Origin of the sequence: Microbacterium sp. KRD172, from assembly GCF_017168295.1 — a bacterium.
In the GTDB taxonomy this organism is placed as follows: domain Bacteria; phylum Actinomycetota; class Actinomycetes; order Actinomycetales; family Microbacteriaceae; genus Microbacterium; species Microbacterium profundi.
Genome location: NZ_JABFAS010000002.1, coordinates 537233 through 556814, shown reverse-complemented (window position 1 = coordinate 556814; position 19582 = coordinate 537233). Strand labels below are relative to the sequence as shown.

20 protein-coding genes are annotated in these 19582 nt (G+C 66.7%); 11 read left to right on the top strand and 9 right to left on the bottom strand.

Annotation, left to right across the window (positions count from 1 at the left end):
- Positions 1–103: 103 nt before the first annotated feature.
- Positions 104–727: an NADPH-dependent F420 reductase gene (locus J1M43_RS02940; RefSeq protein ID WP_033105812.1), complete on the bottom strand. Its 624-nt coding sequence runs from the start codon at positions 725–727 to the stop codon at positions 104–106.
- Between the two features lie 97 nt (positions 728–824).
- Here J1M43_RS02940 and J1M43_RS02935 point away from each other — a divergent pair, with 97 nt between their 5' ends.
- Positions 825–1298 (top strand): MarR family winged helix-turn-helix transcriptional regulator, encoded by a 474-nt coding sequence (locus J1M43_RS02935; RefSeq protein ID WP_206475698.1) that lies wholly within the window; start codon positions 825–827, stop codon positions 1296–1298.
- A 10-nt stretch (positions 1299–1308) separates the two neighbouring features.
- Here J1M43_RS02935 and J1M43_RS02930 read toward each other — a convergent pair whose 3' ends face one another.
- On the bottom strand, positions 1309–2406 hold the full coding sequence (locus J1M43_RS02930; RefSeq protein ID WP_206475696.1) for a PucR family transcriptional regulator: 1098 nt from the start codon (positions 2404–2406) through the stop codon (positions 1309–1311).
- A gap of 171 nt (positions 2407–2577) precedes the next feature.
- On the opposite strand from J1M43_RS02930, the gene J1M43_RS02925 reads away from it, so the two are divergent.
- Together J1M43_RS02925 and J1M43_RS02920 are read left to right on the top strand one after the other, a co-directional pair.
- Positions 2578–3876 (top strand): cytosine permease, encoded by a 1299-nt coding sequence (locus J1M43_RS02925; RefSeq protein ID WP_033105809.1) that lies wholly within the window; start codon positions 2578–2580, stop codon positions 3874–3876.
- On the top strand, positions 3873–5414 hold the full coding sequence (locus J1M43_RS02920) for an amidohydrolase family protein (RefSeq protein WP_033105808.1): 1542 nt from the start codon (positions 3873–3875) through the stop codon (positions 5412–5414). The genes J1M43_RS02925 and J1M43_RS02920 overlap by 4 nt, the downstream gene beginning before the upstream one ends.
- Before the next feature lie 93 nt (positions 5415–5507).
- Here J1M43_RS02920 and J1M43_RS02915 read toward each other — a convergent pair whose 3' ends face one another.
- The 3 genes from J1M43_RS02915 to J1M43_RS02905 form a co-directional block, all read right to left on the bottom strand.
- The gene (locus J1M43_RS02915; protein ID WP_206475694.1) at positions 5508–6443 is read right to left on the bottom strand and encodes a serine hydrolase; all 936 of its coding nucleotides are present in this window, start codon (positions 6441–6443) and stop codon (positions 5508–5510) included.
- Between the two features lie 118 nt (positions 6444–6561).
- Positions 6562–8544: a M13 family metallopeptidase gene (locus tag J1M43_RS02910; RefSeq protein WP_206475692.1), complete on the bottom strand. Its 1983-nt coding sequence runs from the start codon at positions 8542–8544 to the stop codon at positions 6562–6564.
- A 113-nt stretch (positions 8545–8657) separates the two neighbouring features.
- Positions 8658–9206: a DUF1992 domain-containing protein gene (locus tag J1M43_RS02905; protein WP_206475690.1), complete on the bottom strand. Its 549-nt coding sequence runs from the start codon at positions 9204–9206 to the stop codon at positions 8658–8660.
- Between the two features lie 134 nt (positions 9207–9340).
- On the opposite strand from J1M43_RS02905, the gene J1M43_RS02900 reads away from it, so the two are divergent.
- From J1M43_RS02900 to J1M43_RS02890, 3 genes are all read left to right on the top strand, one after another.
- Positions 9341–10663, top strand: a complete 1323-nt coding sequence (locus tag J1M43_RS02900; protein WP_033105806.1) for an MATE family efflux transporter — start codon at positions 9341–9343, stop codon at positions 10661–10663.
- A 113-nt stretch (positions 10664–10776) separates the two neighbouring features.
- Positions 10777–10968, top strand: a complete 192-nt coding sequence (locus J1M43_RS02895; RefSeq protein ID WP_084595787.1) for a hypothetical protein — start codon at positions 10777–10779, stop codon at positions 10966–10968.
- A gap of 367 nt (positions 10969–11335) precedes the next feature.
- Positions 11336–11941 carry a hypothetical protein gene (locus J1M43_RS02890; RefSeq protein ID WP_206475688.1) on the top strand — a complete coding sequence of 202 codons (606 nt, stop codon included), beginning with the start codon at positions 11336–11338 and terminating at the stop codon, positions 11939–11941.
- Here J1M43_RS02890 and J1M43_RS02885 read toward each other — a convergent pair.
- Positions 11907–12524, bottom strand: coding sequence for a TrmH family RNA methyltransferase (locus J1M43_RS02885; RefSeq protein WP_033105803.1), 618 nt, complete (start codon positions 12522–12524; stop codon positions 11907–11909). The genes J1M43_RS02890 and J1M43_RS02885 overlap by 35 nt on opposite strands.
- A 37-nt stretch (positions 12525–12561) precedes the next feature.
- Here J1M43_RS02885 and J1M43_RS02880 point away from each other — a divergent pair, with 37 nt between their 5' ends.
- Together J1M43_RS02880 and J1M43_RS02875 are read left to right on the top strand one after the other, a co-directional pair.
- Entirely contained in the window at positions 12562–13194 is a 633-nt protein-coding gene (locus J1M43_RS02880) for a metal-dependent transcriptional regulator (protein ID WP_206475686.1), read from the top strand.
- The gene (locus J1M43_RS02875) at positions 13179–14045 is read left to right on the top strand and encodes an SDR family oxidoreductase (protein ID WP_033106505.1); all 867 of its coding nucleotides are present in this window, start codon (positions 13179–13181) and stop codon (positions 14043–14045) included. Before J1M43_RS02880 ends, J1M43_RS02875 begins: the two co-directional genes overlap by 16 nt.
- 87 nt (positions 14046–14132) lie before the next feature.
- On the opposite strand, the gene J1M43_RS02870 is transcribed toward J1M43_RS02875, so the two are convergent.
- Positions 14133–15416, bottom strand: a complete 1284-nt coding sequence (locus J1M43_RS02870; RefSeq protein ID WP_206475684.1) for an alanine racemase — start codon at positions 15414–15416, stop codon at positions 14133–14135.
- 137 nt (positions 15417–15553) lie between these two features.
- On the opposite strand from J1M43_RS02870, the gene J1M43_RS02865 reads away from it, so the two are divergent.
- Positions 15554–15694: a hypothetical protein gene (locus tag J1M43_RS02865; protein WP_160175049.1), complete on the top strand. Its 141-nt coding sequence runs from the start codon at positions 15554–15556 to the stop codon at positions 15692–15694.
- A 71-nt stretch (positions 15695–15765) separates the two neighbouring features.
- Here the strand turns inward: J1M43_RS02865 and J1M43_RS02860 are convergent, their stop codons facing one another.
- The gene (locus J1M43_RS02860; RefSeq protein WP_052166853.1) at positions 15766–17097 is read right to left on the bottom strand and encodes an HNH endonuclease signature motif containing protein; all 1332 of its coding nucleotides are present in this window, start codon (positions 17095–17097) and stop codon (positions 15766–15768) included.
- Positions 17098–17344: 247 nt separating this feature from the next.
- Between J1M43_RS02860 and J1M43_RS02855 the strand changes: the two genes are divergently transcribed.
- On the top strand, positions 17345–18136 hold the full coding sequence (locus tag J1M43_RS02855; protein WP_206475682.1) for an HAD-IIA family hydrolase: 792 nt from the start codon (positions 17345–17347) through the stop codon (positions 18134–18136).
- A gap of 4 nt (positions 18137–18140) precedes the next feature.
- Entirely contained in the window at positions 18141–18308 is a 168-nt protein-coding gene (locus J1M43_RS02850) for a hypothetical protein (RefSeq protein WP_206475680.1), read from the top strand.
- A 6-nt stretch (positions 18309–18314) separates the two neighbouring features.
- Here the strand turns inward: J1M43_RS02850 and J1M43_RS02845 are convergent, their stop codons facing one another.
- The gene (locus J1M43_RS02845) at positions 18315–19484 is read right to left on the bottom strand and encodes an anhydro-N-acetylmuramic acid kinase (protein ID WP_206475678.1); all 1170 of its coding nucleotides are present in this window, start codon (positions 19482–19484) and stop codon (positions 18315–18317) included.
- Positions 19485–19582 lie beyond the last annotated feature (98 nt).

Genomic DNA, 19582 nt, shown 5'->3' with positions numbered 1-19582 from the left:
GGATCACGGATGTCGGTCGAGATCTGCGGTTTTCGACCGACACCCTCCGTGATTTGGACTGACAAGTGTCCGAGCCCAAGGTCCGGACCGATCAGATTCGGAGTCAGGCGCGGACGGCGTAGCCGCCGGTCCAGCTGATCTGCTCGCGGACGGCGAGCACCATCTGCAGGAACCCGAGGGCCTCGAGCTCACGCGCGCGCTTCAGCGCACCGGCATCCGCGACCTTGAGGCCCCCGGCGACGATCACGTCGGCGAGGAGCTTCTTGGCCGCTTCGTCGTCACCGGCGATCTGCACGACCGTCGGCTCGCCACCGAGCTCGCCGGCCGCGAGAGTCGCGGCGAAGGTCGTGTTGAAGGCCTTGACGACCTTTGCCGCGGGGACGAGAGCTGCAAGCTCTGCAGCGGCAGAAGAGTCTGCCGGCACGACCAGACCGTCGAAGGTGGCGAAGTCGACCGGGTTGGTGATGTCGACGACGACCTTGTTCGCGAGCTGGTCGCCGTAGATGCCGGCGACCTCGGCCAGTGCCGGGTAGGGAAGAGCGAGAACGACGATCTCACCCGAGATCGCGTCGCCCACGACTCCGGCGGATGCATTGATGGATGCCGCGGCAGTGCCGGCCTTCTCGAGGTCGCGCGCCAGGATCTGCACAGTGGAGCCGCCCTTCGCGGCGATGCCGGCGATGGCCTGGCCCATGTTCCCTGTTCCGATGACGGTGATCGCAGTCATTGTGTTGCCTTCCTTTTGCGCCGTCGCACTTAGTTGCTTCGGCAATTAATATTCACAACCCACTTGCCCCGACAACTATTCCCGGCAGAATAGGACCATGGTCGCTTCCCTTCCCCGCATGACGCAGGAGCAGTCCCGAGCCTGGCTCGCACTGATCAGCACGGCCGAGCTCCTTCCGGCCGCGCTCGACGCCCAGCTGCAGCGCGACGCCGACCTCACGCACTACGAATTCATCCTGCTCAGCGCCCTTCAACGCGGGGGCGCCATGCGCCTGAGCGATCTGGCCGCAGCGACCAATGCGACACTCCCCCGCGCCTCGAAGGTCGTCAGCAGGCTTCAGCAGCGCGAACTACTCGAACGGGCGGAGAGCACGACGGATCGGCGCAGCGTGCTGCTCAGACTCAGCAGACAGGGCCGTCGACGGCTGGTGCTCGCGACACCTGAACATTTCGCCACCGCGCATCGACTGGTGCTCGATCGCCTCTCACCGGCGCAGCTCGACGCCCTCGCCGACGCACTCGAACCTGTGGTGCAGGCACTGGATCCGCAGCAGCGGTTCGGGCCCTTCTGAGCACCAGCTGTCAAGCATGGCGGCCCACGAGCGCGACCAGGAGCGCGGCGCGATCGAGGCTGTTCAGCGGATTGAGCCCCGTGAGACCCTCTATGCGCACGACACGCTTGCGCACGGTGTTCTCGTGAACGTACAGCTCTGCCGCTGCCGCCGGCACAGCGCCGTCCCGATGGCACAGCACTTCGGCGGTGAGCAGCAACTGCGTGCGGTGACGCAGGTCGTATTCGCGCAGCGGGGCGATCACGTGGTCGACGAAGGGCGCGAGCTGGTCAGGAGTGAGTCGGTGAACGAGCCCGTGCCACGTCGCCAGATCGCGGGGGCCCGCGGCTCGGCCGAGTCGAGACGAGACCTCGACGGCTGCGAACGCCTCCCTGACCGCCGTCGCGGCTCGGTCGAAGCCGACCGGTCCGCTCCAGCCGAACGGTAATCCGACCTCGCGCGCTGCCGACAGCATCCCTGCGATCTTCTCCCCAGGAAAGACCGCGACCGCGTTCTGTCCGATATCGCCTTTCAACACGGCGTCGTCGATTGGCCAGGCGATGCGGCGAGCCACGACCACGCCGACCGTGTCGATCGACTCCGCACGTGCGCCGAACTCCTGTTTGAGCACCTGCGAACTCGCCTGGCCGCGCCGGACCATGTCGACGATCGCTCCGACTCGCGATCGTTCCCGCGCCTCGAGCTGGTGACGATTCTGTTCGTTCGCGAGCCGCTGGGTGATCTCGACGAAGGCGACGTCGGCGGGGATCGACAGCACCGCGACGCCCAGGGCATTGGCCGCGCCGATGAGCGCCGGCGGAACCTCATCAGCCACCACGCCGAGCGCGAAGCCGATCACCGCAGCACCCGCGGCGCAGACGGACTCCACGAATTTGCGTTGCGTGGCGACGTCGACGATGGATATCCCCGCCGTCAGCACCAACTCGTCCCCGCGAAGGTACGGACTTGGATCGACCAGATCCGACGGCAGAGACCACCGGATCACCCGATCGAGCCCGACCATCTCGCCGACCAGTGCCACGCGCGGTTCGTTCCATGCGAGCAGATCGGCGACGCGGACTGCGCTCGGGTCGCGCAGGTCAGGTGACTCCCCGGCGGGATATCTCATGTGCTGACGATATGGCTGCGTTGTTTCCTCATCGTTTCGCCCCGATTGCCGGGGTGGCGGATACTCCACCTCGGGACGCGCGCATGGGGAGCCGTCACCACAGAATCCGGCGGCGCAACAGCGACGAAACATTCGAGGACTCCAATGGGCACCAACAGAAAGGGGTACCCAATGACCATCGCCTCCTCCCCACCCGTCACAGATGCCACCCCGACCACGGTCGACCGCGACTACCCGCTCTCCCGCGTTCCGTCACAGGCACGCCAGGGATGGTTCGGCGTCCTCGTCGTCGTCGCGGGATTTATCTTCTTCACCCCGACCATGGTCACCGGCGGCCAGGTCGCGGGAGCCTTCGGGTTCGGGCCGTTCCTCGGCCTCGCCGCGATCGCCACCGCGGTGCTCGCTCTCTACGTCGCCACCCTCGCTGCCGCGAGCGCACGAACCGGACTGTCGACCGTGCTCATCTCGCGGCTGGCCCTCGGCCGTGTCGGGGGCAAGTGGGCATCGATCGTGCTCGGTGGCACCCAGATCGGCTGGTACGGCATCACTGTCGGCATCTTCGCCAATTTGCTCGCCTCCGCACTCGGCTGGACCACTTCCTGGCCGCTGGCGATCGTCGGCGGCGCTCTCATGGCGACCACCGCGTACTGGGGATTCAAGGGCATCGAGGTGCTGTCCTGGATCTCTGTACCACTCATGTTCGCCCTGTGCATCTGGATCACCGTGCTCTCGATCGAAGAGGTCGGCGGAGTGCCGTCACTGTTCGAGACGACCGGCGATGGGTCCATCGCCCCAGGCATGGCGCTGACGATGATGATCGGCACGTTCATCTCCGGCGGCACGCAGATCGGCAACTGGACCCGCTTCTCCCGCAGCACCCGCGCAGCCTTCTTCACCTGCCTCGGAGTCCTCCTCGTCATCGAAAGCGCGATGCTCATCTTCGGTGGCGTCGGCGCGATCGCCTTCGGAGAACCGGACTTCACGGCCTTGCTGTTCACGATCGGGCTCGCCGGACTCGGCGTCTTCATGTTGACGTTCAATCTGTGGACCACGAACGACAACGCTGCCTACGCATTCGGCGTCGCCGGTGCAGAGCTGTTCGGCACGAACGACAAGCGGCCCTTCATCATCGGAGGCGTGATCATCGGCACCGCCCTCGCGGCGAGCGGCCTCGCCGACTCGATGACCATGTTCCTCGTCACTCTCGGCACCGTGATCCCCCCACTCGGAGGCGTCATCATCGGCACCTTCCTGTTCGTCTGGCGTCGACGCGACCCCGGGTCCGATGTCGCCACCGTCCCGCTGTTCGTCTGGCCCGGCATCATCGCGTACCTGCTCGGCACCGCGGCAGCCCTGTTCGGCACCATCACCGGAATCGGGAGCCCGGCGGTGCAGGGCGTTCTCGTCGCGATCATCGCGGCGCCTGTCTGCCATATCATCGCCCGGAGCCGGAATCGAGTCGCCAAGTGAACGCCACACTAATCCGCAATGCGGACATCATCACCATGGACGCGAACTCGCACGCGACTCCGATACGCCGTGATCTGCGGATCGCGGACGGCTGCTTCACCGAGATCGGCGTCGGCCTCACGCCGTTGCCCGGTGAGACGGTGATCGACGGGAGCGGGATGCTGATCACGCCGGGATTCGTGAACGCCCACACGCACTCCTGGGAGTACCTGTACAAGGGGCGGTACGACAACATGCCGCTGGAGCTGTGGATGGCCTACTCGTATCCGATCCTCGGCGGCAGCCCGATGACGCCGGATCTGATTCGACTCCGCACACTCATGTTCGCGATGGAGTCGATGAAGTCGGGGGTCACGACCCTGATCGACGATGTGCTCGAGACACCGGGACAAGACCTGGACCAGCTCGCCGCGGTGGTCGGTGCGTACACGGACATCGGCATCCGCGCCAATGTCTCTGGCCACATCATCAATCGACCGTTCGTCGACACCCTGCCGTTCGTCACGGACTGGCTGCCCGATGAACTCGTGCGCCAGGTCCGTTCCGCTCCGACGCTCACCGCGGCGGAGTACCTCGACTTCTCACGCGAGGCATTCAGGCGGCACCACGGATCCGCGGGAGGACGCATCCGCTACATGCTGGCTCCTTCCGGACCGCAGCGATGCACGGACGACCTCCTGGTCGGAGCGAACGCACTCTCGGCCGATTACGACGCCGAAGTGCACATCCATGTTCTGGAGACGAAGACACAGGCCGTAACCGGGGACGAGCTCTACGGTGGCCGAACCCTCGTGCAGCACCTCGACGAGATCGGCGCACTGAGCCCTCGCACGACCTTCGCGCACGGCATCTGGGTCACGGACGACGACATCGAGCGCATCGCGCGCGCCGGGGTGTCGGTGTCGCACAACGCCATCTCGAACCTGAAGCTCGGCTCAGGCATCCTGCCGTGGCGCGCGTATCAGGACGCCGGCGTGAACCTGGGTCTGGGCACCGACGGCTGCTCCTCCAGCGATACCCCGCGCCTCATGGAGGTGATGAAGATGACCGCTCTGCTACACAAGGTCAGCGAACCGGACTTCGAGCGCTGGCCGACGGTGCCGGAGGTGCTCGAGGCGGCGACGATCGGCGGTGCGCGCAGCGGTGTGCTCGACGGGTCCATCGGGTCCATCGAGGTCGGCAAGCGTGCCGACCTGGTCATGTTCGACACGACGACCCTCGCTTTCATGCCGACCAATCGTCTCGAGAACCACCTCGTCTACAGCGAGAACGGATCGTCGATCGTGCGCGTGATGGTCGATGGTGTGGTGACGGTGGAGAACGGCCGGCTCACCCAGATCGACGAGGACGAGGTCATCGCCGCCTTCCGGGAGGAGATGCCACGGATTCGGGAGGAGCAGGATCGCCTGGATGCGATCAACGACACCTTTGCTCCGACGTTCACCCGCATGCATCTCCAGTCCGCCGCGCGGCAGATGCCCGTCAACAGGTGGTCCGGGCACGCGCGCAGCTGGGTCGACACCCACGAGCACGTCTGATCTGCTCGGTGTCCCGGACTCTGATGGGCCGGGACACCGACGTCCGTTCCCTGTCACGAGCGAAGCCACGGTGCACGCCTGTCGGCTTCGGCCTCAGTGCGCGTACTCCATGAGCTCGAGCCCGAGCACGCGGAATGCGTCGTGCGCGCGCAGTCGGTGGGTGATCGAGAGGTCGTCGAAGCAGACGATCATCGCGTAGGCGATCCCTGATCGGGGTCCGGCAAGCACGCCCGCCTCGGCGCGCACCCCGCGCTCGCGGCCCGTCTTGTTGATGAAGAGCAGCCCATGGGCGTCTTGGTCGTGCGCGAACGGGTCAAGACCTGTGGATGCCGCGACCAGACTCAGATCGTGGTTGAGGTTCAACCATTCCGACACCTGAGCGCTGACAGCGACGTCGACCGCAGCCGAGTTCACGAGCGACGAGAAGAGGCCCGCGAGCTCACGGGTCGTCCCGACCGCGAGGTGCGGGGCGTCATCCGGTCCTCGCTCATCCCGGAAGCGGTCGAGCAGCGCGGTCTGCGCGAGACCGAGCGAGTCCAGACGCTCATTCACGCGATCGTCTCCCACGCGGGCCAAGAGCGCATTCACGGCCATCGGATCCCCCGCCGTCGCCGCGAGCACGGCGAGGTCGACGAGCGGCAGCGCCGGCGCGCGAAGATTGCGCCAGACACCCGCAGACGTGACGAGATCGGTCGTGGAGCGGTCGACGATCTCGAGCGGATCCAGCGCCCCCGACTCGAACGCCGCGGCGACCTCGATCAGCAGCGGCACGACTCCGAGACCGGCGATCGGCATCGTGACATGGTCATCGCCCACGGGAACCTCGGCGCCGCTGTCGAGGTCGGTGACGTGCACCGACACCTGGGCACCGGCATCCGCCAGCTCCTCGAGCGCGCGCAGCGTCGCGACGAAGGAGCGCCGACCGATGGCCGCACGGCGTGGCAGTCGTCGACGATTACGCTGTGATCTGCGCAACGTCGCAGGTGGCGAAGTCCCTTCGACGGGCTCAGGGGCCGGGGGAGTGCCCACGCATGTTCCTTCCCGGGAAGGTGCTCTATTGGGGGACGCCACCGGAAGCTCGCGCCCCAGCAGCACTGGCTATCGTAACCCCACCGGCCACGCACTCGTCATGGCCCGACGGCAAAGGTCACCAGATCGTCACACGCAGTTCTCGGGGAAGATGCAGAGCATCGGCCTCGGCCACATCGAAGGCATCGTAGAACGCGTCGATGTTGCGCACGATCTGGTTGCAGCGGAACTCATTCGGCGAGTGCGGATCGATCGTGAGCAGACGGATAGTCTCAGCATCGCGGCTCTTCTGCTGCCACACCTGCGCCCACGAGAGCAGAAGTCGTTGCACGCCGGTGAGACCGTCGATGACCGGCGACGGCGAGCCACCGAGCGACAGCTCGTAGGCCTTCAGCGCGATGCCGAGACCACCCAGATCCCCGATGTTCTCGCCGATCGTGAGCGCGCCGTTGACGTGGTTCTCGGCCGCGAGCCCGACGGGCACCAGCGCCTCGTACTGGGCGATCAAAGCCTTCGTACGCTCCTCGAAGGCTGAGCGGTCAGCATCCGTCCACCAATCGTCGAGCTTGCCCGAGCCGTCATAGCGACTGCCCTGATCGTCGAATCCGTGACCGATCTCGTGGCCGATTACGGCGCCGATTCCGCCGTAATTGGCCGCGGCGTCGCGGGAGGCGTCGAAGAACGGGTACTGCAGGATCGCGGCGGGGAAGACGATCTCGTTCATCGAGGGGTTGTAGTAGGCGTTGACCATCTGCGGCGGCATGTGCCACTCATTGCGATCGATGGGTTTGCCGACCTTGTCGACGTTGCGGTCGTGCTCGAAGATGTTCGCGCGTCGGACGTTGCCGAAGATGTCCGCACCGTCGATCTCCAGCGTGGAGTAGTCGCGCCACACCTCGGGGTGGCCGATCTTCGGTGTGAACGCATCGAGCTTGGCCAGTGCCCGCTCGCGGGTCTCCGGGCTCATCCATTCGAGGGTCGTGATGCTCTGCCGGTACGCCTCAATGAGGTTCGCGACGAGCTCATCCATCGAGGCCTTTGCCGTCGGCGGGTAGTGGCGCTCCACGTAAACCTTGCCGATGGCCTCGCCCAGAGCGCCTTCGGTGACGGAGACGCCGCGCTTCCAGCGCTCGCGGATCGTCGGGACACCCGAGATCTCGGTGCCGTAGAACGAGAAGTTCTCCTGCACGATGTCGTCGGTGAGGTAGGGCGCGGCGGCGTGCACGACGTGCGCGCGCAACCACGACTTCCACTCGTCCAGCCGCTCCTCGGTGAGCAGCGTGCCGAGACCCTCGAGTGCGCTTGGCTGCGAGACGACGGCTTCGGCGAAGGGATGCGTTCCCTGAGCCTGTCGAAGGGTGGTCGGCACGACCGCGTCACGCCACGGTGCGAGGTCGACGCCGATCAGGCTCTGCAGTTCATCCCAGGTCTTGAGGTTGTAGGTGGCGACGGCGTCGCGGCTGGCGACGTTGTCCCAGTGATGCGAGGCGATCTGCTTCTCTAGCTCGAACGAACGCTCGGCGTCGCCCGCAGCATCCGCGATGCCGGCGAGCGCGAGCAGTCGCTCGAGGTGAGCGCGGTACGCAGTGCGGGTGGCTTCGAAGCTCTCGAGGCGGTAGTAGCTCTCGTCGGGCAGCGAGAGGCCCGACTGCACGAGAATCGGCAGGTAGCGCTCTGGATCACCCGGATCGCCGTCGACGTAGAGGCCGATCAGGTGCGCACGGCCGTCGCGCTCGTAGGCGCCGATCGTCGCGAGAAGAGAGGGGATGCTGTCGATCCGATCGATCTCGGCGAGAGTGTCGGCGAGCGGCGTGACCCCGGCGGCGTCGATGCGCGCGGTGTCCATGAAGCTCGAGAACATGTCGCCGATCTTGCGTGCGAGCGTGCCGGCCTCTGCGTCCTGCGACTCTTCGATGATCGTCCGCACGTCTTTCTCGGCCTGTTCGGCGAGCAGGTGAAACGATCCCCACCTGGCTTTGTCTCCCGGGATTTCGGTGCGCTCGAGCCACGAGCCGTTCACGTACCGGTACAGGTCGTCCTGCGGACGGATCTCGGAGCTGAATTCTTCGGTGGCGAGTCCTGTAGGGAGAGCATCAGTCATGGTGTCCACCCTAAACGCGCTCTCGGACACGCGAGCCCTTCAGATGGCATCGTCTGCGGCGCGATCGCCCGAGGGAATCGTGCGGAGAAGACTTTCCGGGTCTCGACGGCGTTCTAACCCCGGTTTTCCTTCTTGCGTCGACCGAACCGGCGCCGAGAGGGTTCCGGCGCGGCGACGGGTGCGGGTCGCGCGGCGCGGCGCTTGCGCCAGGCCTCGACCTCAGCATCCACGTCGCGCATCCGTGTGACGACCGGCGGGCCGCCCTGCAGTTGGCGGCGGGCGGCGATGATCCGCCTGTTGAAGTCCTCCAGCACCTCGCGCACGTCGCTCTCACGAGCGAGCTGATCGAGGTTCGCGTCGAGCTCGCGGTCCTCCACGCGCAGCAGCAGCGCAGGAGGGCCGAGGCCGGACAGATTCTCGGTCTCGATCTTGCGTCGGATCCACCAGTCGGGATCGTGGTGCGTGCCGAGGCCCTCGATGGGCTTACCCGCTCCAGGGAGATCGTCGAATTCACCGCGGCGGATCGCGAGCTGGATCGCCGTCTCGACGAACTCATGCTGATTCTCGGCAGTGAGCTGCATCGGCGGGGCCTCCGCCTCAGCATCCGGTTCATCGCGCTGCTGCGTCCGGTATCGGGCTGCCGCGTCTCGAGGATCTGTCATCGTCCACCTCCGGATGCCGGTTACTCCAGCCTACGACGACGCGCTGCCGGGTCGCACGCCTGCGCCCCGCACCCCGCCGCCGCGGGCGCCCCACAGCCACCCGCGGCGCGGACCCGCGCAACTAGGCTCGAACGGTGACCGCGCGCCAGACCCTCAATCGAGAGATCCTGCGCCTCGCCGTCCCCGCTCTCGGCGCGCTGGTCGCCGAGCCGGCGTTCCTGATGGTGGATGCTGCGCTCGTCGGCCACCTCGGCGTCACACCGCTCGCCGGCCTCGGCATCGCGAGTGCCGTGCTGCAGACGATCGTCGGGCTGATGATCTTCCTCGCCTATTCGACGACCCCGGCGGTCGCTCGACGATTCGGCGCGGGCGACAAGCAGGATGCCGTGAGCGTCGGGATCGACGGCATGTGGCTGGCGCTGGGCCTCGGCGCGGTGCTCGCCGTCGCGGGCGCACTCTCCTCGCCGTGGCTGGTGTCGCTGTTCGGCGCATCCGCCGAGGTCGCCGAGCAGGCCGACGTCTATCTGTCGATCTCGATGTGGGGCCTGCCCGCGATGCTCATCGTGTTCGCCGCGACGGGCCTGCTGCGCGGCATGCAGGACACCGTGACCCCGTTGTGGATCGCCGGGGCAGGGTTCGGTGCGAATGCGCTGCTGAACTGGCTGTTCATCTACGGCTTCGGCTGGGGCATCGCCGGCTCAGCCGCCGGCACGATCGTCGCGCAATGGGGCATGGTCGCCGCCTATGTGCTCATCATCGGCCGCCTCGCACGCCGGCACTCGGCATCCGTCCGTCCTCAGCGCGACGGCGTCCGTGGTTCGGCGCGCTCGGGCGGCTGGCTGTTCCTGCGCACCGTGAGCCTGCGCGTCGCCCTGCTCGTCACAGTCGGCATCGCCACTGGCATCGGCACCACCGAGCTTGCCGGCTGGCAGGTGGTGTTCACGATCTTCTCGGCCGCGGCGTTCGCGCTCGATGCGCTCGCGATCGCCGCACAAGCGCTGATCGGCAAGGGCCTCGGCGCGGGCGACATCCCCGGCGTGCGGCATGTTCTCGCCCGCACGGTCGCGTGGGGCGCGTGGTTCGGTGTGATCGTCGGCGGACTGATCGCGGCGCTGTCGGGTGTGATCGGGCTCGCGTTCACCGGTGACCCGGCCGTCGCGGCTCTCATCCAGCCGGCGCTGATCGTGCTCGCTGTTGCGCAACCGATCGCAGGGATCGTGTTCGTGCTCGACGGCGTGCTGATGGGATCCGGCGACGTGCGATACCTGGCCATCGCCGGCGGGCTCAACCTTGTGCCGTTCCTGCCCGCGCTGTGGATCATCACCCTCGTCGGAGTCGACGGCACCGCCGGGGTGACCTGGCTGGCTGTGGCTTTCTTCGGCGTCTACCTGCTCGCCCGCTTCGCGACGCTCGGCTGGCGTGTGAAGACCGGCGGGTGGTTGAGCGCATCGGTTTAGGCGACTCGATCTCCACAGGTGCGTTCGGATCGGGATCACCCACCGAACGCGAGTGGGCGCTGGCGCCTCTGGCATTCTGAGTGCGGACCGACGACAATAGAAGGGTGCTGACCATGAACGAACCGCAGGTATGGACGCTGATCGGCGTCTTCGCCACTGGCCTGTTCGGCATGATCACACTGATGTCCACGATGTTCGTGCGCATCATCCGCACCGAGATCCAGGGCGTCCATCATCGTCTCGACCGCCTCGACGCCGACGTCAACGCGCTGATGCGGCATACGTTCGGCATTCAACGCGACTGACACCCGTCTTCGGTGGGCCAAGATGTTCGTATGACCTCCGCATGGCCCGGCGACAGCGCCACCGTCGTGCGCTGGGTGCGATCCACCCTCCGGCGCGCCGCGCAGGACGCGGGTGAAGTCGCCCTGAAGGGCCTCGAAGACATCGAGGTGTCAGCCGCTCTCACCGGGCAGGATCTCGACCAGCTCACGCTGGATGCCACCGGCACGAAGCTCACGATCGGCTGGAACGCGCCGCCGATGCCCACTGACCCCGTCACGAACACCCCCTCACGCCCCGAACACCCCCGCGCCAGAAGACAGCCCCGCACCGGACATCATCTCCCGCGAACCGGGCATGGTGCGCAGCTTCCGCTTCTCTGCCCGACCGATGCGGATCGAGCGCAGCCCGCTCACGATCGACGTGCAGGCGTTCGATATGCCGATCGTGTGGCTCACCGCCGCCGAGCCCGCAGAACCGGGTGTTCCCGAGAGCGCGCATTCGATCATCCCGGACGATGACCTCGGCGAGCTGCGAGGCACCTTCCACGCCTCCATCGCGAAGAAGGATCTGGTTCCGCTGATCAGGTCCGTCGCACGACCCATGCTGAGCGAGGGTGGCATCCACCTCGGCCGGTTGCGCATCGAGGTCGTACAGGATGGCGCAGACGGCATCCGCGTCACCGCATACACCGGCGTGCGCTGGAAACTGCTCCTGGCGTCGGCGCGAGCCGAGGCACGGATCGAGGTGACGAAGGATGCCGTCATCACGATCCGCGACCTGACGCTCGGCAGCCGCAACCTGCTGGTGAAGGCCGCGCTGCTGTTCGCCAGAAAGCATGTGCGCACGCTCATCGGCAGGCGGATCGATCTCAACGAATCGTTCACCGCAGACGGCACGAACCTTCGTCTGCGCGATGTGCGCGTCGGCACCGGCGAGCGGCTCAGCGTCGAGGGTCGATTCAGCTCGCGTACCGTCGGCACCACTCGTACATGATCACGGCGCCGGCGGCGCTCGCGTTGATCGAGCGCGTCGAGCCGTACTGGGTGATCTCGATGTGACCGGATGCCGCGGCGATCGCCTCTTCGGTGAGGCCAGGGCCCTCTTGGCCGAACAGCAGCACGCAGCGCTCCGGCAGTTCGGCCTTGTCGACGGGAACGGCGCCCTCGACGTTGTCGACCGCGATGATCGGGATGCTCTCGTCGGCGGCCCACACCGCGAACGCGGCGACATCCTCGTGGTGGACGACGTGCTGGTAGCGGTCGGTGACCATGGCGCCGCGCTTGTTCCAGCGGCGACGCCCGATGATGTGCACGGTGTCGGCGAGGAACGCGTTGGCGCTGCGCACGATCGAGCCGATGTTCATGTCGTGCTGCCAGTTCTCGATCGCGACGTGGAACGGATGCCGGTGCGTGTCGAGGTCGGCGACGATCGCCTCCATGCGCCAGTAGCGGTAGCGGTCGATCACGTTGCGGGTGTCGCCGTTCGTCAGCAGCTCAGGGTCGTACTGCTCCCCCACCGGCCACTCGCCATCCCAGGGTCCGAGTCCATGGGTGGTGCGCTCAGGGGTGTCGGTCACTCAGCCAGCGTAGTCGGGCCGCGAGTAGGCTGGACTCGTGGCATCCCCAGCGGCAGACGACTATCTGAAGACCGTCTATGCGCACACCGAGTGGCAGGATGCCCCGATCACTCCCTCGCAGCTCGCCGCGAAGCTGGGCATCGCCCCCTCGTCTGTGACGGAGATGGTGAAGAAGCTCGCCGCTGCGGGTCTCGTCTCGCACGTGCCGTACGGTGCGGTGCGTCTGACGGATGCCGGTGAGCAACGCGCGCTGTCGATGGCGCGTCGCCACCGCCTGGTCGAGACCTGGTTGGTGAGCGAGTTCGGTTACGGCTGGCACGAGGTGCACGACGAGGCCGAGGTCCTCGAGCACACGATCAGCGACCGGCTGCTGGAGGGGATCGACGAACGGCTGGGCCGGCCCCGCTTCGATCCGCACGGCGATGCGATCCCGGATGCTGCGGGCCATGTCGCGCGCGAACCGTTCGTGCTGCTCGCCCGGGCCCCGCTCGGCCACGAGGGCCGCGTGCTGCGCGTCTCCGATACCGACCCCGATCTGTTGTGCGCGCTGGAGGATCTCGGGCTCTCGGTGTCTTCCGTCGTCCGTGTCACCGAGAGCGGCGTCGAGGTCGACGGCGCCACCGCACAGCTGCCGGACGGCGCCGTCGACGTCGTCTGGCTCAGCGCGTAGCATCCGTCGGGGAATATTCGAATCACATCGACGATCGAGTCATCATCATCACAGGTGCCGGAAGCGGCTTCGGAAGGCTCGTCGCAGGTATGACCGCCGAGCTCGGGGCGCACGTCATCGCGGCAGACATCAACGAAGACAACCTCAAAGCGGTCGTGGACGAGATCCGCGCGAAGGGCCAGAGCGCCGAGTACAAGGTCGCAGACGTGACCGACAAGGAGCAGATGGATGCCGTGGCCGCTTTCGCGGTCGAGAAGTTCGGACGCATCGACGTCATGCTCAACAACGCCGGCATCATGCCGCTCGCATTCTGGTCCGACCACAAGAAGGCATCGAAGGCCTGGGACAAGGCGATCGACATCAACATCAAGGGCGTCGTCAACGGCATCACGGCCGTATACGACCAGATGATGGAGCAGGGTCGAGGTCAGGTCGTGAACATCTCCTCCATCTACGGCAACGCGGGGATGCCGGGATCCGGCGTCTACAGCGCGACCAAAGCCGCGGTGAAGATCATCTCGGACTCTCTGCGCATCGAATCGCATGGCAAGATCAAGGTCACCACGCTCAAGCCGACCGGTGTCCCCGGCACGAACCTGGCCAGCGCCGTCGTGAATGAGACCGCGATCTCCGGCCTCGCCGGGCAGAATGCGGCGCAGTACTTCGACAGCACCGAGAAGTTCATGAAGGGTGAGTTGCCTGCGGAGCAGACCGACTCCGACAGCATCGAGTATTGGGCTCTCACGCCCGAGGAACTCGCCGAGAATGTCGTTTACGTGATCAACCAGCCGTGGGGCGTGAACATCAGCGACATCACCGTACGCGCCAGCGGCGACGTGTTCATCCACTGAGTCGCTCGACACCGAAGGGTGGTTATCTCGCCGGCGCCGGCGACCGAGACGCCATGGAGAATGATCCGCGGATCAACGCCTCCACCATCAGAAGTAGGTCTGGATCAGGTCGACCACGAGATCGGAGTCGACCGATTCGACGACGGGCAGCACCGTCCACTTGTCGAAGGCAGTGCACGGGTGTGACAGCCCGAGGCGTACGAGATCGCCGATCGCGAGCTCGCCACCTTCTTCGAGGCGCACGAAGCTGTGCTGGTCGTTCATCGCCGAGACGGATGCTCCGGGCAGAGGCTGCCACGCGTCGCCGAGCCCTGCGCTCATCCCGCGAGGGATCGGGAGGCCCTCGTCGAACGGGAAATCGCGCTTGCCGCCGTCGATCAGGGCGAGGCCGGGCTCGGGGTGCGAGACGATGCGACCGACGCCGAACATGCCGGGGATGAAGCGGGGCTCATCGTCGCTCGCACGCGCCTCGTCGAACGGCGAGATGCCACGGTAGAAGCCATCGTCGTGAACGATGTACGCCCCGGAGCGCAGGGTGAACAGCGTGCGGCCCCCGCCGGGGCGCTCCGCCGCTTCCGCGCCGGCGCCCGCCTCTGCGAACACCTTGGCGACGAGATCGAAGTAGGCGCTGCCTCCCGCGGTGACATAGACGTCGCCGTCGTCATAGAGGTGCCCGATGCGCTCGTGCAGCTCGATCTGACGGCGCAGGTAGGTCTCGACCGCGTCGATCGCGCGGACGCTGCGATCGTGCGCGAGGCTTCCCTCATAGCCGGCGACGCCGGCGAGTCGAAGCACATCGGATGCTGCGATGCGCTCCGCGATCTTGATCGCCTCGCCGACCGTGCGGGCACCCGTGCGGCCACCCTCGCCGCCGAGTTCGACCAGCACATCAACGGGACGAGGCGCGTCGGCATCGCGCAACGGATCCTCCATCGCCTCCACCGTGGCGATTGAGTCGGCCCAGCAGACGAACCGGAACCCGGGATCAGCGAGCTCACCGGCGAGGTAGCGCAGGGAGTGCGCATCGACAGCGGCATTGGCGAGCATGATCGAGGAGACGCCGAAGGTGCGGGCAGTACGCACCTGCCCCATGGTTGCGAGCGTGATGCCGAGCGAACCGGCATACAGCTGTCGCTGCCAGAGCGAGGGAGCCATCGTGGTCTTGCCGTGGGGCATGAGCTCAAGGCCGCGCTCAGCGCACCACGTCGCCATCACGTCGGTGTTGTGGCGCATCGCCGCGTCGTCGAGAACCACCAGCGGCGTCCAGAACTCCGACAGCCGCGGGCCTGAGGCGAGGAACTCCGCGATCGTCATCCCGGCGGCCCGTTCCGGAAGCCCCTTGTTCCGTGCCGTCAGCCGGGCATCACTCATCCGTCGTCCTTCCGCAATCATCGGCGCGTGGCGACGTGCAACTGAAGTTGCCGTCGACGCTCGCGCCGGTCACACTCGAAGCGTAGTCGCGACATCCACGTGTTCCGGAATCCTTGTCCTCCGAAAGGCGACACCCCGTGCTCGATAACCCGGTGCACGACAACTCCTCGTTCACCGTCAGCCCCGGATTCGACGTCGGCGTCGTGCGGGCGTCACACGACGTCGGCATCCCGGCGCTTGCGTGCCTGCTCCGCGCAGCATCCGGGGCCTCTGGATGAGTGAGTCCTGTTGGGTTCGGCGGGGTCCAGCAGCGCTCGCCGGGCTCGGAAGGCGGTCGGCGTGTCGTAGATCAGAAGGGTGCCTCGGACGGCATCCGGTCGGCGACGTCTTCGAAGGTGACATAGGTGGTGACGCCCGGTGGGCGATCGACGTAGATCCTGCCGGTGGGACTGGTCCATTCCAGCACTCCACCGCCGAGTTGTCGCACCTTCCACGGCGTCTGATGCTTGGTCACGTGATGTCGGCGGCAGAAGTCGGCCAGATTGGCGACGGTCGTCGCACCACCGTGCGCGTGATCGATCGTGTGATCGTCGTCGCACAGCCTTGCCACCAGTCGGCATCCGGGGAACCTGCAGCGCCGATCTCTGGCCCGCAGATACCGACGCATCTCGGACGAGGGGCGATACCTGTCGACTCCGAGCACCATCCCCGACGCCGGATGAGTGAAGATTCGATCGAAACCCGGTGCATTACCGGTCAGGATCCGCGCGGTCGCGGGGTCGACCGGTCCGACACCCTCCAGATGCGCGGGAGAGGCGATCTCATCGGGGTCGGTCAGGCTCAGCACGGGGACGGTGATGTCGACATGCGCGCGGATCTCGCCCAGCAGCCCGTCATCGGTCTCATGGCCGATCGGTGTTCCAGTCAGCACGAGGTCGGCGAGCAGATCGAATCGCAATTGATTCAACGTCCGCTCGTCAGCGAAGTCATCCGTCGCGGCATCCGAAGCGGCTCCGCGGGCCTCTTTCGCGACGCGAGCGTTCTCGGCCTTCACCTTCAAACCCATCTGCGTCGCTCTGTCGTGCATGCCGTTGACGATCGCGCTCGGTCCGAACAGGGTGAGTTCGCTCATGCCGTCGTCGCGCCCGCGCACCCACGTGCCGCGCTTCTCGCGCGCCTCGCGATGCCGCTCGGTGAACGAGCGTTCCCGAAAGCGCTCGGCCGTCTGCGCGGCGAATGGACGCAGCCTGTTCGGGGATTCGGTCTCGGCGCGCGCGACCACGATCGCTTCGTAACGCGCCCTGTTCTCAGCATCCTCGATCTGATCACCGGCATCCATGATGACCCGTACATGCGCCTGGGAGATGTGACCCGCGCCGAACGATGCCGCCGTCGCCGGGAAGCGCTCCTGAAGCATTGCTGCCGCGCCCATGTGCGATTCGATCGTGCGATCGCTCAACCGCAACGCGGCACCGATCTCGGTCGCGATCGCGCGCTGCGACATCTCACGCGAATCGACCGAATCGAACGGCTCATCATCCGCGATGCGCGACGCGGTCGCCAACAGCGCCGACTTCGTCGCCATCAGCTGGTTGATCGTCTGATCCACCGACGACAGCGTCGTGACGACATCTTCGAGCAGTGCGTTCAGCACCGGTGAAGTCATCGTCGAAATGTTCATATCTTCATTGAACTACTACCCTCAGACATTCGGTCATACGTACCCGAATCCCGCGGCAGTTCTGCTGCTCTGGGGCCGCCCGGACTGGCCTGGCAGGTTCCGGGCACATGCCCATCAAATGCGCGCGAGCATGCCTGATCGATTTCCGATCCGACGAGATCCCGAGCAGATGCTGCGCGACGGGCAAACACAGCAACAGCCTCCACGCCGCGCGAGCCGACAGGACTCACTCATCTAGGCTGAGCACATGGCTGAACGCTCTGAGATCGAATGCTGGCTCACCGACATGGACGGCGTGCTCGTCCATGAGAACGACGCCATCCCCGGTGCGTCAGAGCTGCTCGCCGGCTGGGAGGCCGCCGGCATCCCGTATCTGGTCCTGACCAACAACTCGATCTTCACCGCCCGCGACCTTTCCGCGCGGCTGCGCTCCAGCGGTCTGCACGTGCCGGAGGACCGCATCTGGACGTCCGCTCTGGCCACCGCGGCGTTCCTGCAGCAGCAGGTGCCGGGCGGCTCCGCGTTCGTCATCGGCGAGGCCGGCATCCTCACCGCCCTGCACGACGCAGGGTTCGTCATGACCGAGACCGACCCCGACTTCGTCGTCGTCGGCGAGACCCGCACCTATTCTTTCGAGGCGATCACGAGGGCGATCCGCCTGATCAACAGGGGTGCGCGTTTCATCATCACCAACCCGGACGCCACCGGCCCGAGCGCTGAGGGCCCACTCCCCGCGACCGGCGCCGTCGCCGCCCTCATCACCAAGGCCACCGGACGCGAGCCTTACGTGGTCGGCAAGCCGAACCCGATGATGTTCCGCTCGGCGCTGAACAAGATCGGCGCGCACTCCAAGCGCACCGGCATGATCGGCGACCGGATGGACACCGACGTGGTCGCCGGCATCGAGGCGGGCCTGCACACCGTGCTCGTGCTCACCGGCATCAGCGACCAGGTCGAGATCGAGAAGTACCCGTTCCGCCCCGACGAGATCGTGAACTCGGTCGCCGATCTGCTGCCGTCGGGCTCTTCAGAAGGCTGAGACCATGGACCAGCGCGACCTGCTCTTCATCGTGATGATCCTGATCGGGGTCAGCACCCTGACTGTCATCATCGTGCAGTGGGTCCGCTCACGTCGGCGCCGCGGCCCGGGCGACGAGGAGCGCAGCGGCAACTGGTGGGAAGGCCCCTGGGACGACGACCGGAAAGGCTGAGGCCGGTCAGCTCAGGGTCAGGCTGCGGACTTCTGCGACGGGTGGCGGCATCCGCAACGGCCCGATCCCCGGGGTGATCGTGCCGAGGATGCGCGGCTCGCGCGCCCCTGTTCCGCCGGGGATGACGGCCGGCACGCCGTGCATGGTGCACCAGCCGATCAACGCGAACAGGATCGCCTCCTTGTTGTCCGCGGATGCGCCGAGCTCATCGGCGAGCACGACCTCGGTGTCCGGCAGCGCGGCGCGGAGCCCCTCCATGATGAGCGGGTTGTGGCATCCGCCGCCCGAGACGGCGAGGAATCCGACGCCGGCCGCGCGCACGTCGTTCGCAACCGTCTGCACCGTCAGTTCGGTGAGAGTGCGCACGAGATCGGTCACGCGCACGTCGCGGCCCAGAGACGAGGCGTGCCCCCGCACGTAGTCGAGGTGGAAATGCTCCTTGCCGGTGCTCTTCGGCGCAGGCAGGGCGTAGTACGGATCGGCGAGCAGCGACGCGAGCAGTGCGTCGTCGACATCGCCGGAGCGTGCAATACGAGCATCCTCGTCGTAGCCGAGCGGGTCCAGGCCGTACTTCGCGATCACGGCATCGACGAGCGCGTTCGCCGGACCGATGTCGTAGGCCGAGACCGCACCTGCGCCGGCACCCTCTCCGACGATCGTGATGTTCGCGATGCCGCCGAGATTCAGCGCGGCCGATGTGCCGGCGCGACCGCGCAGCAGCAGTTCGTCGAGGAAGGAGACGAGTGGCGCGCCGTGCCCACCCGCCGTGATGTCGCGGATGCGCACGTCCGAGACCACCGGAGCGCCGACCGCTTCGGCGATCCACGCCGGCTGGCCGATCTGCAACGAGCCGCGGGCATGGCCGTCGTCGACCCAGTGGTAGACGGTCTGCCCGTGGGTGCACACGGCATCGACGCCGCCGACGGATGCCGCAGCATCCGCCGCCACGTCTGCGAACGCCTGACCGATCAGGGTGTCGAGCTCGCAGACCTCGGCCAGCGTCGTCTTCGCAGGCGGCAGTGCGGCCACGAGTCGAGCGCGAAGCGCAGGGTCGTACGCAACACTGTCCTCGTGCAGCACGGTGCCGCGCACGGCGCCATCCGCCTCGCTGAAGTCGACGACGGTGACGTCGATCCCGTCGTGTGAGGTGCCCGAGAGCAGTCCGAGTACGCGCATCCCTCGAGCCTACGTCGGTCCCGCTGCCGCCGACGCCCCCGCCGGCGAGCAGCTCTGACGCACCGGGGATGGCGTCGTTCTCATGGACGAGCACGCCG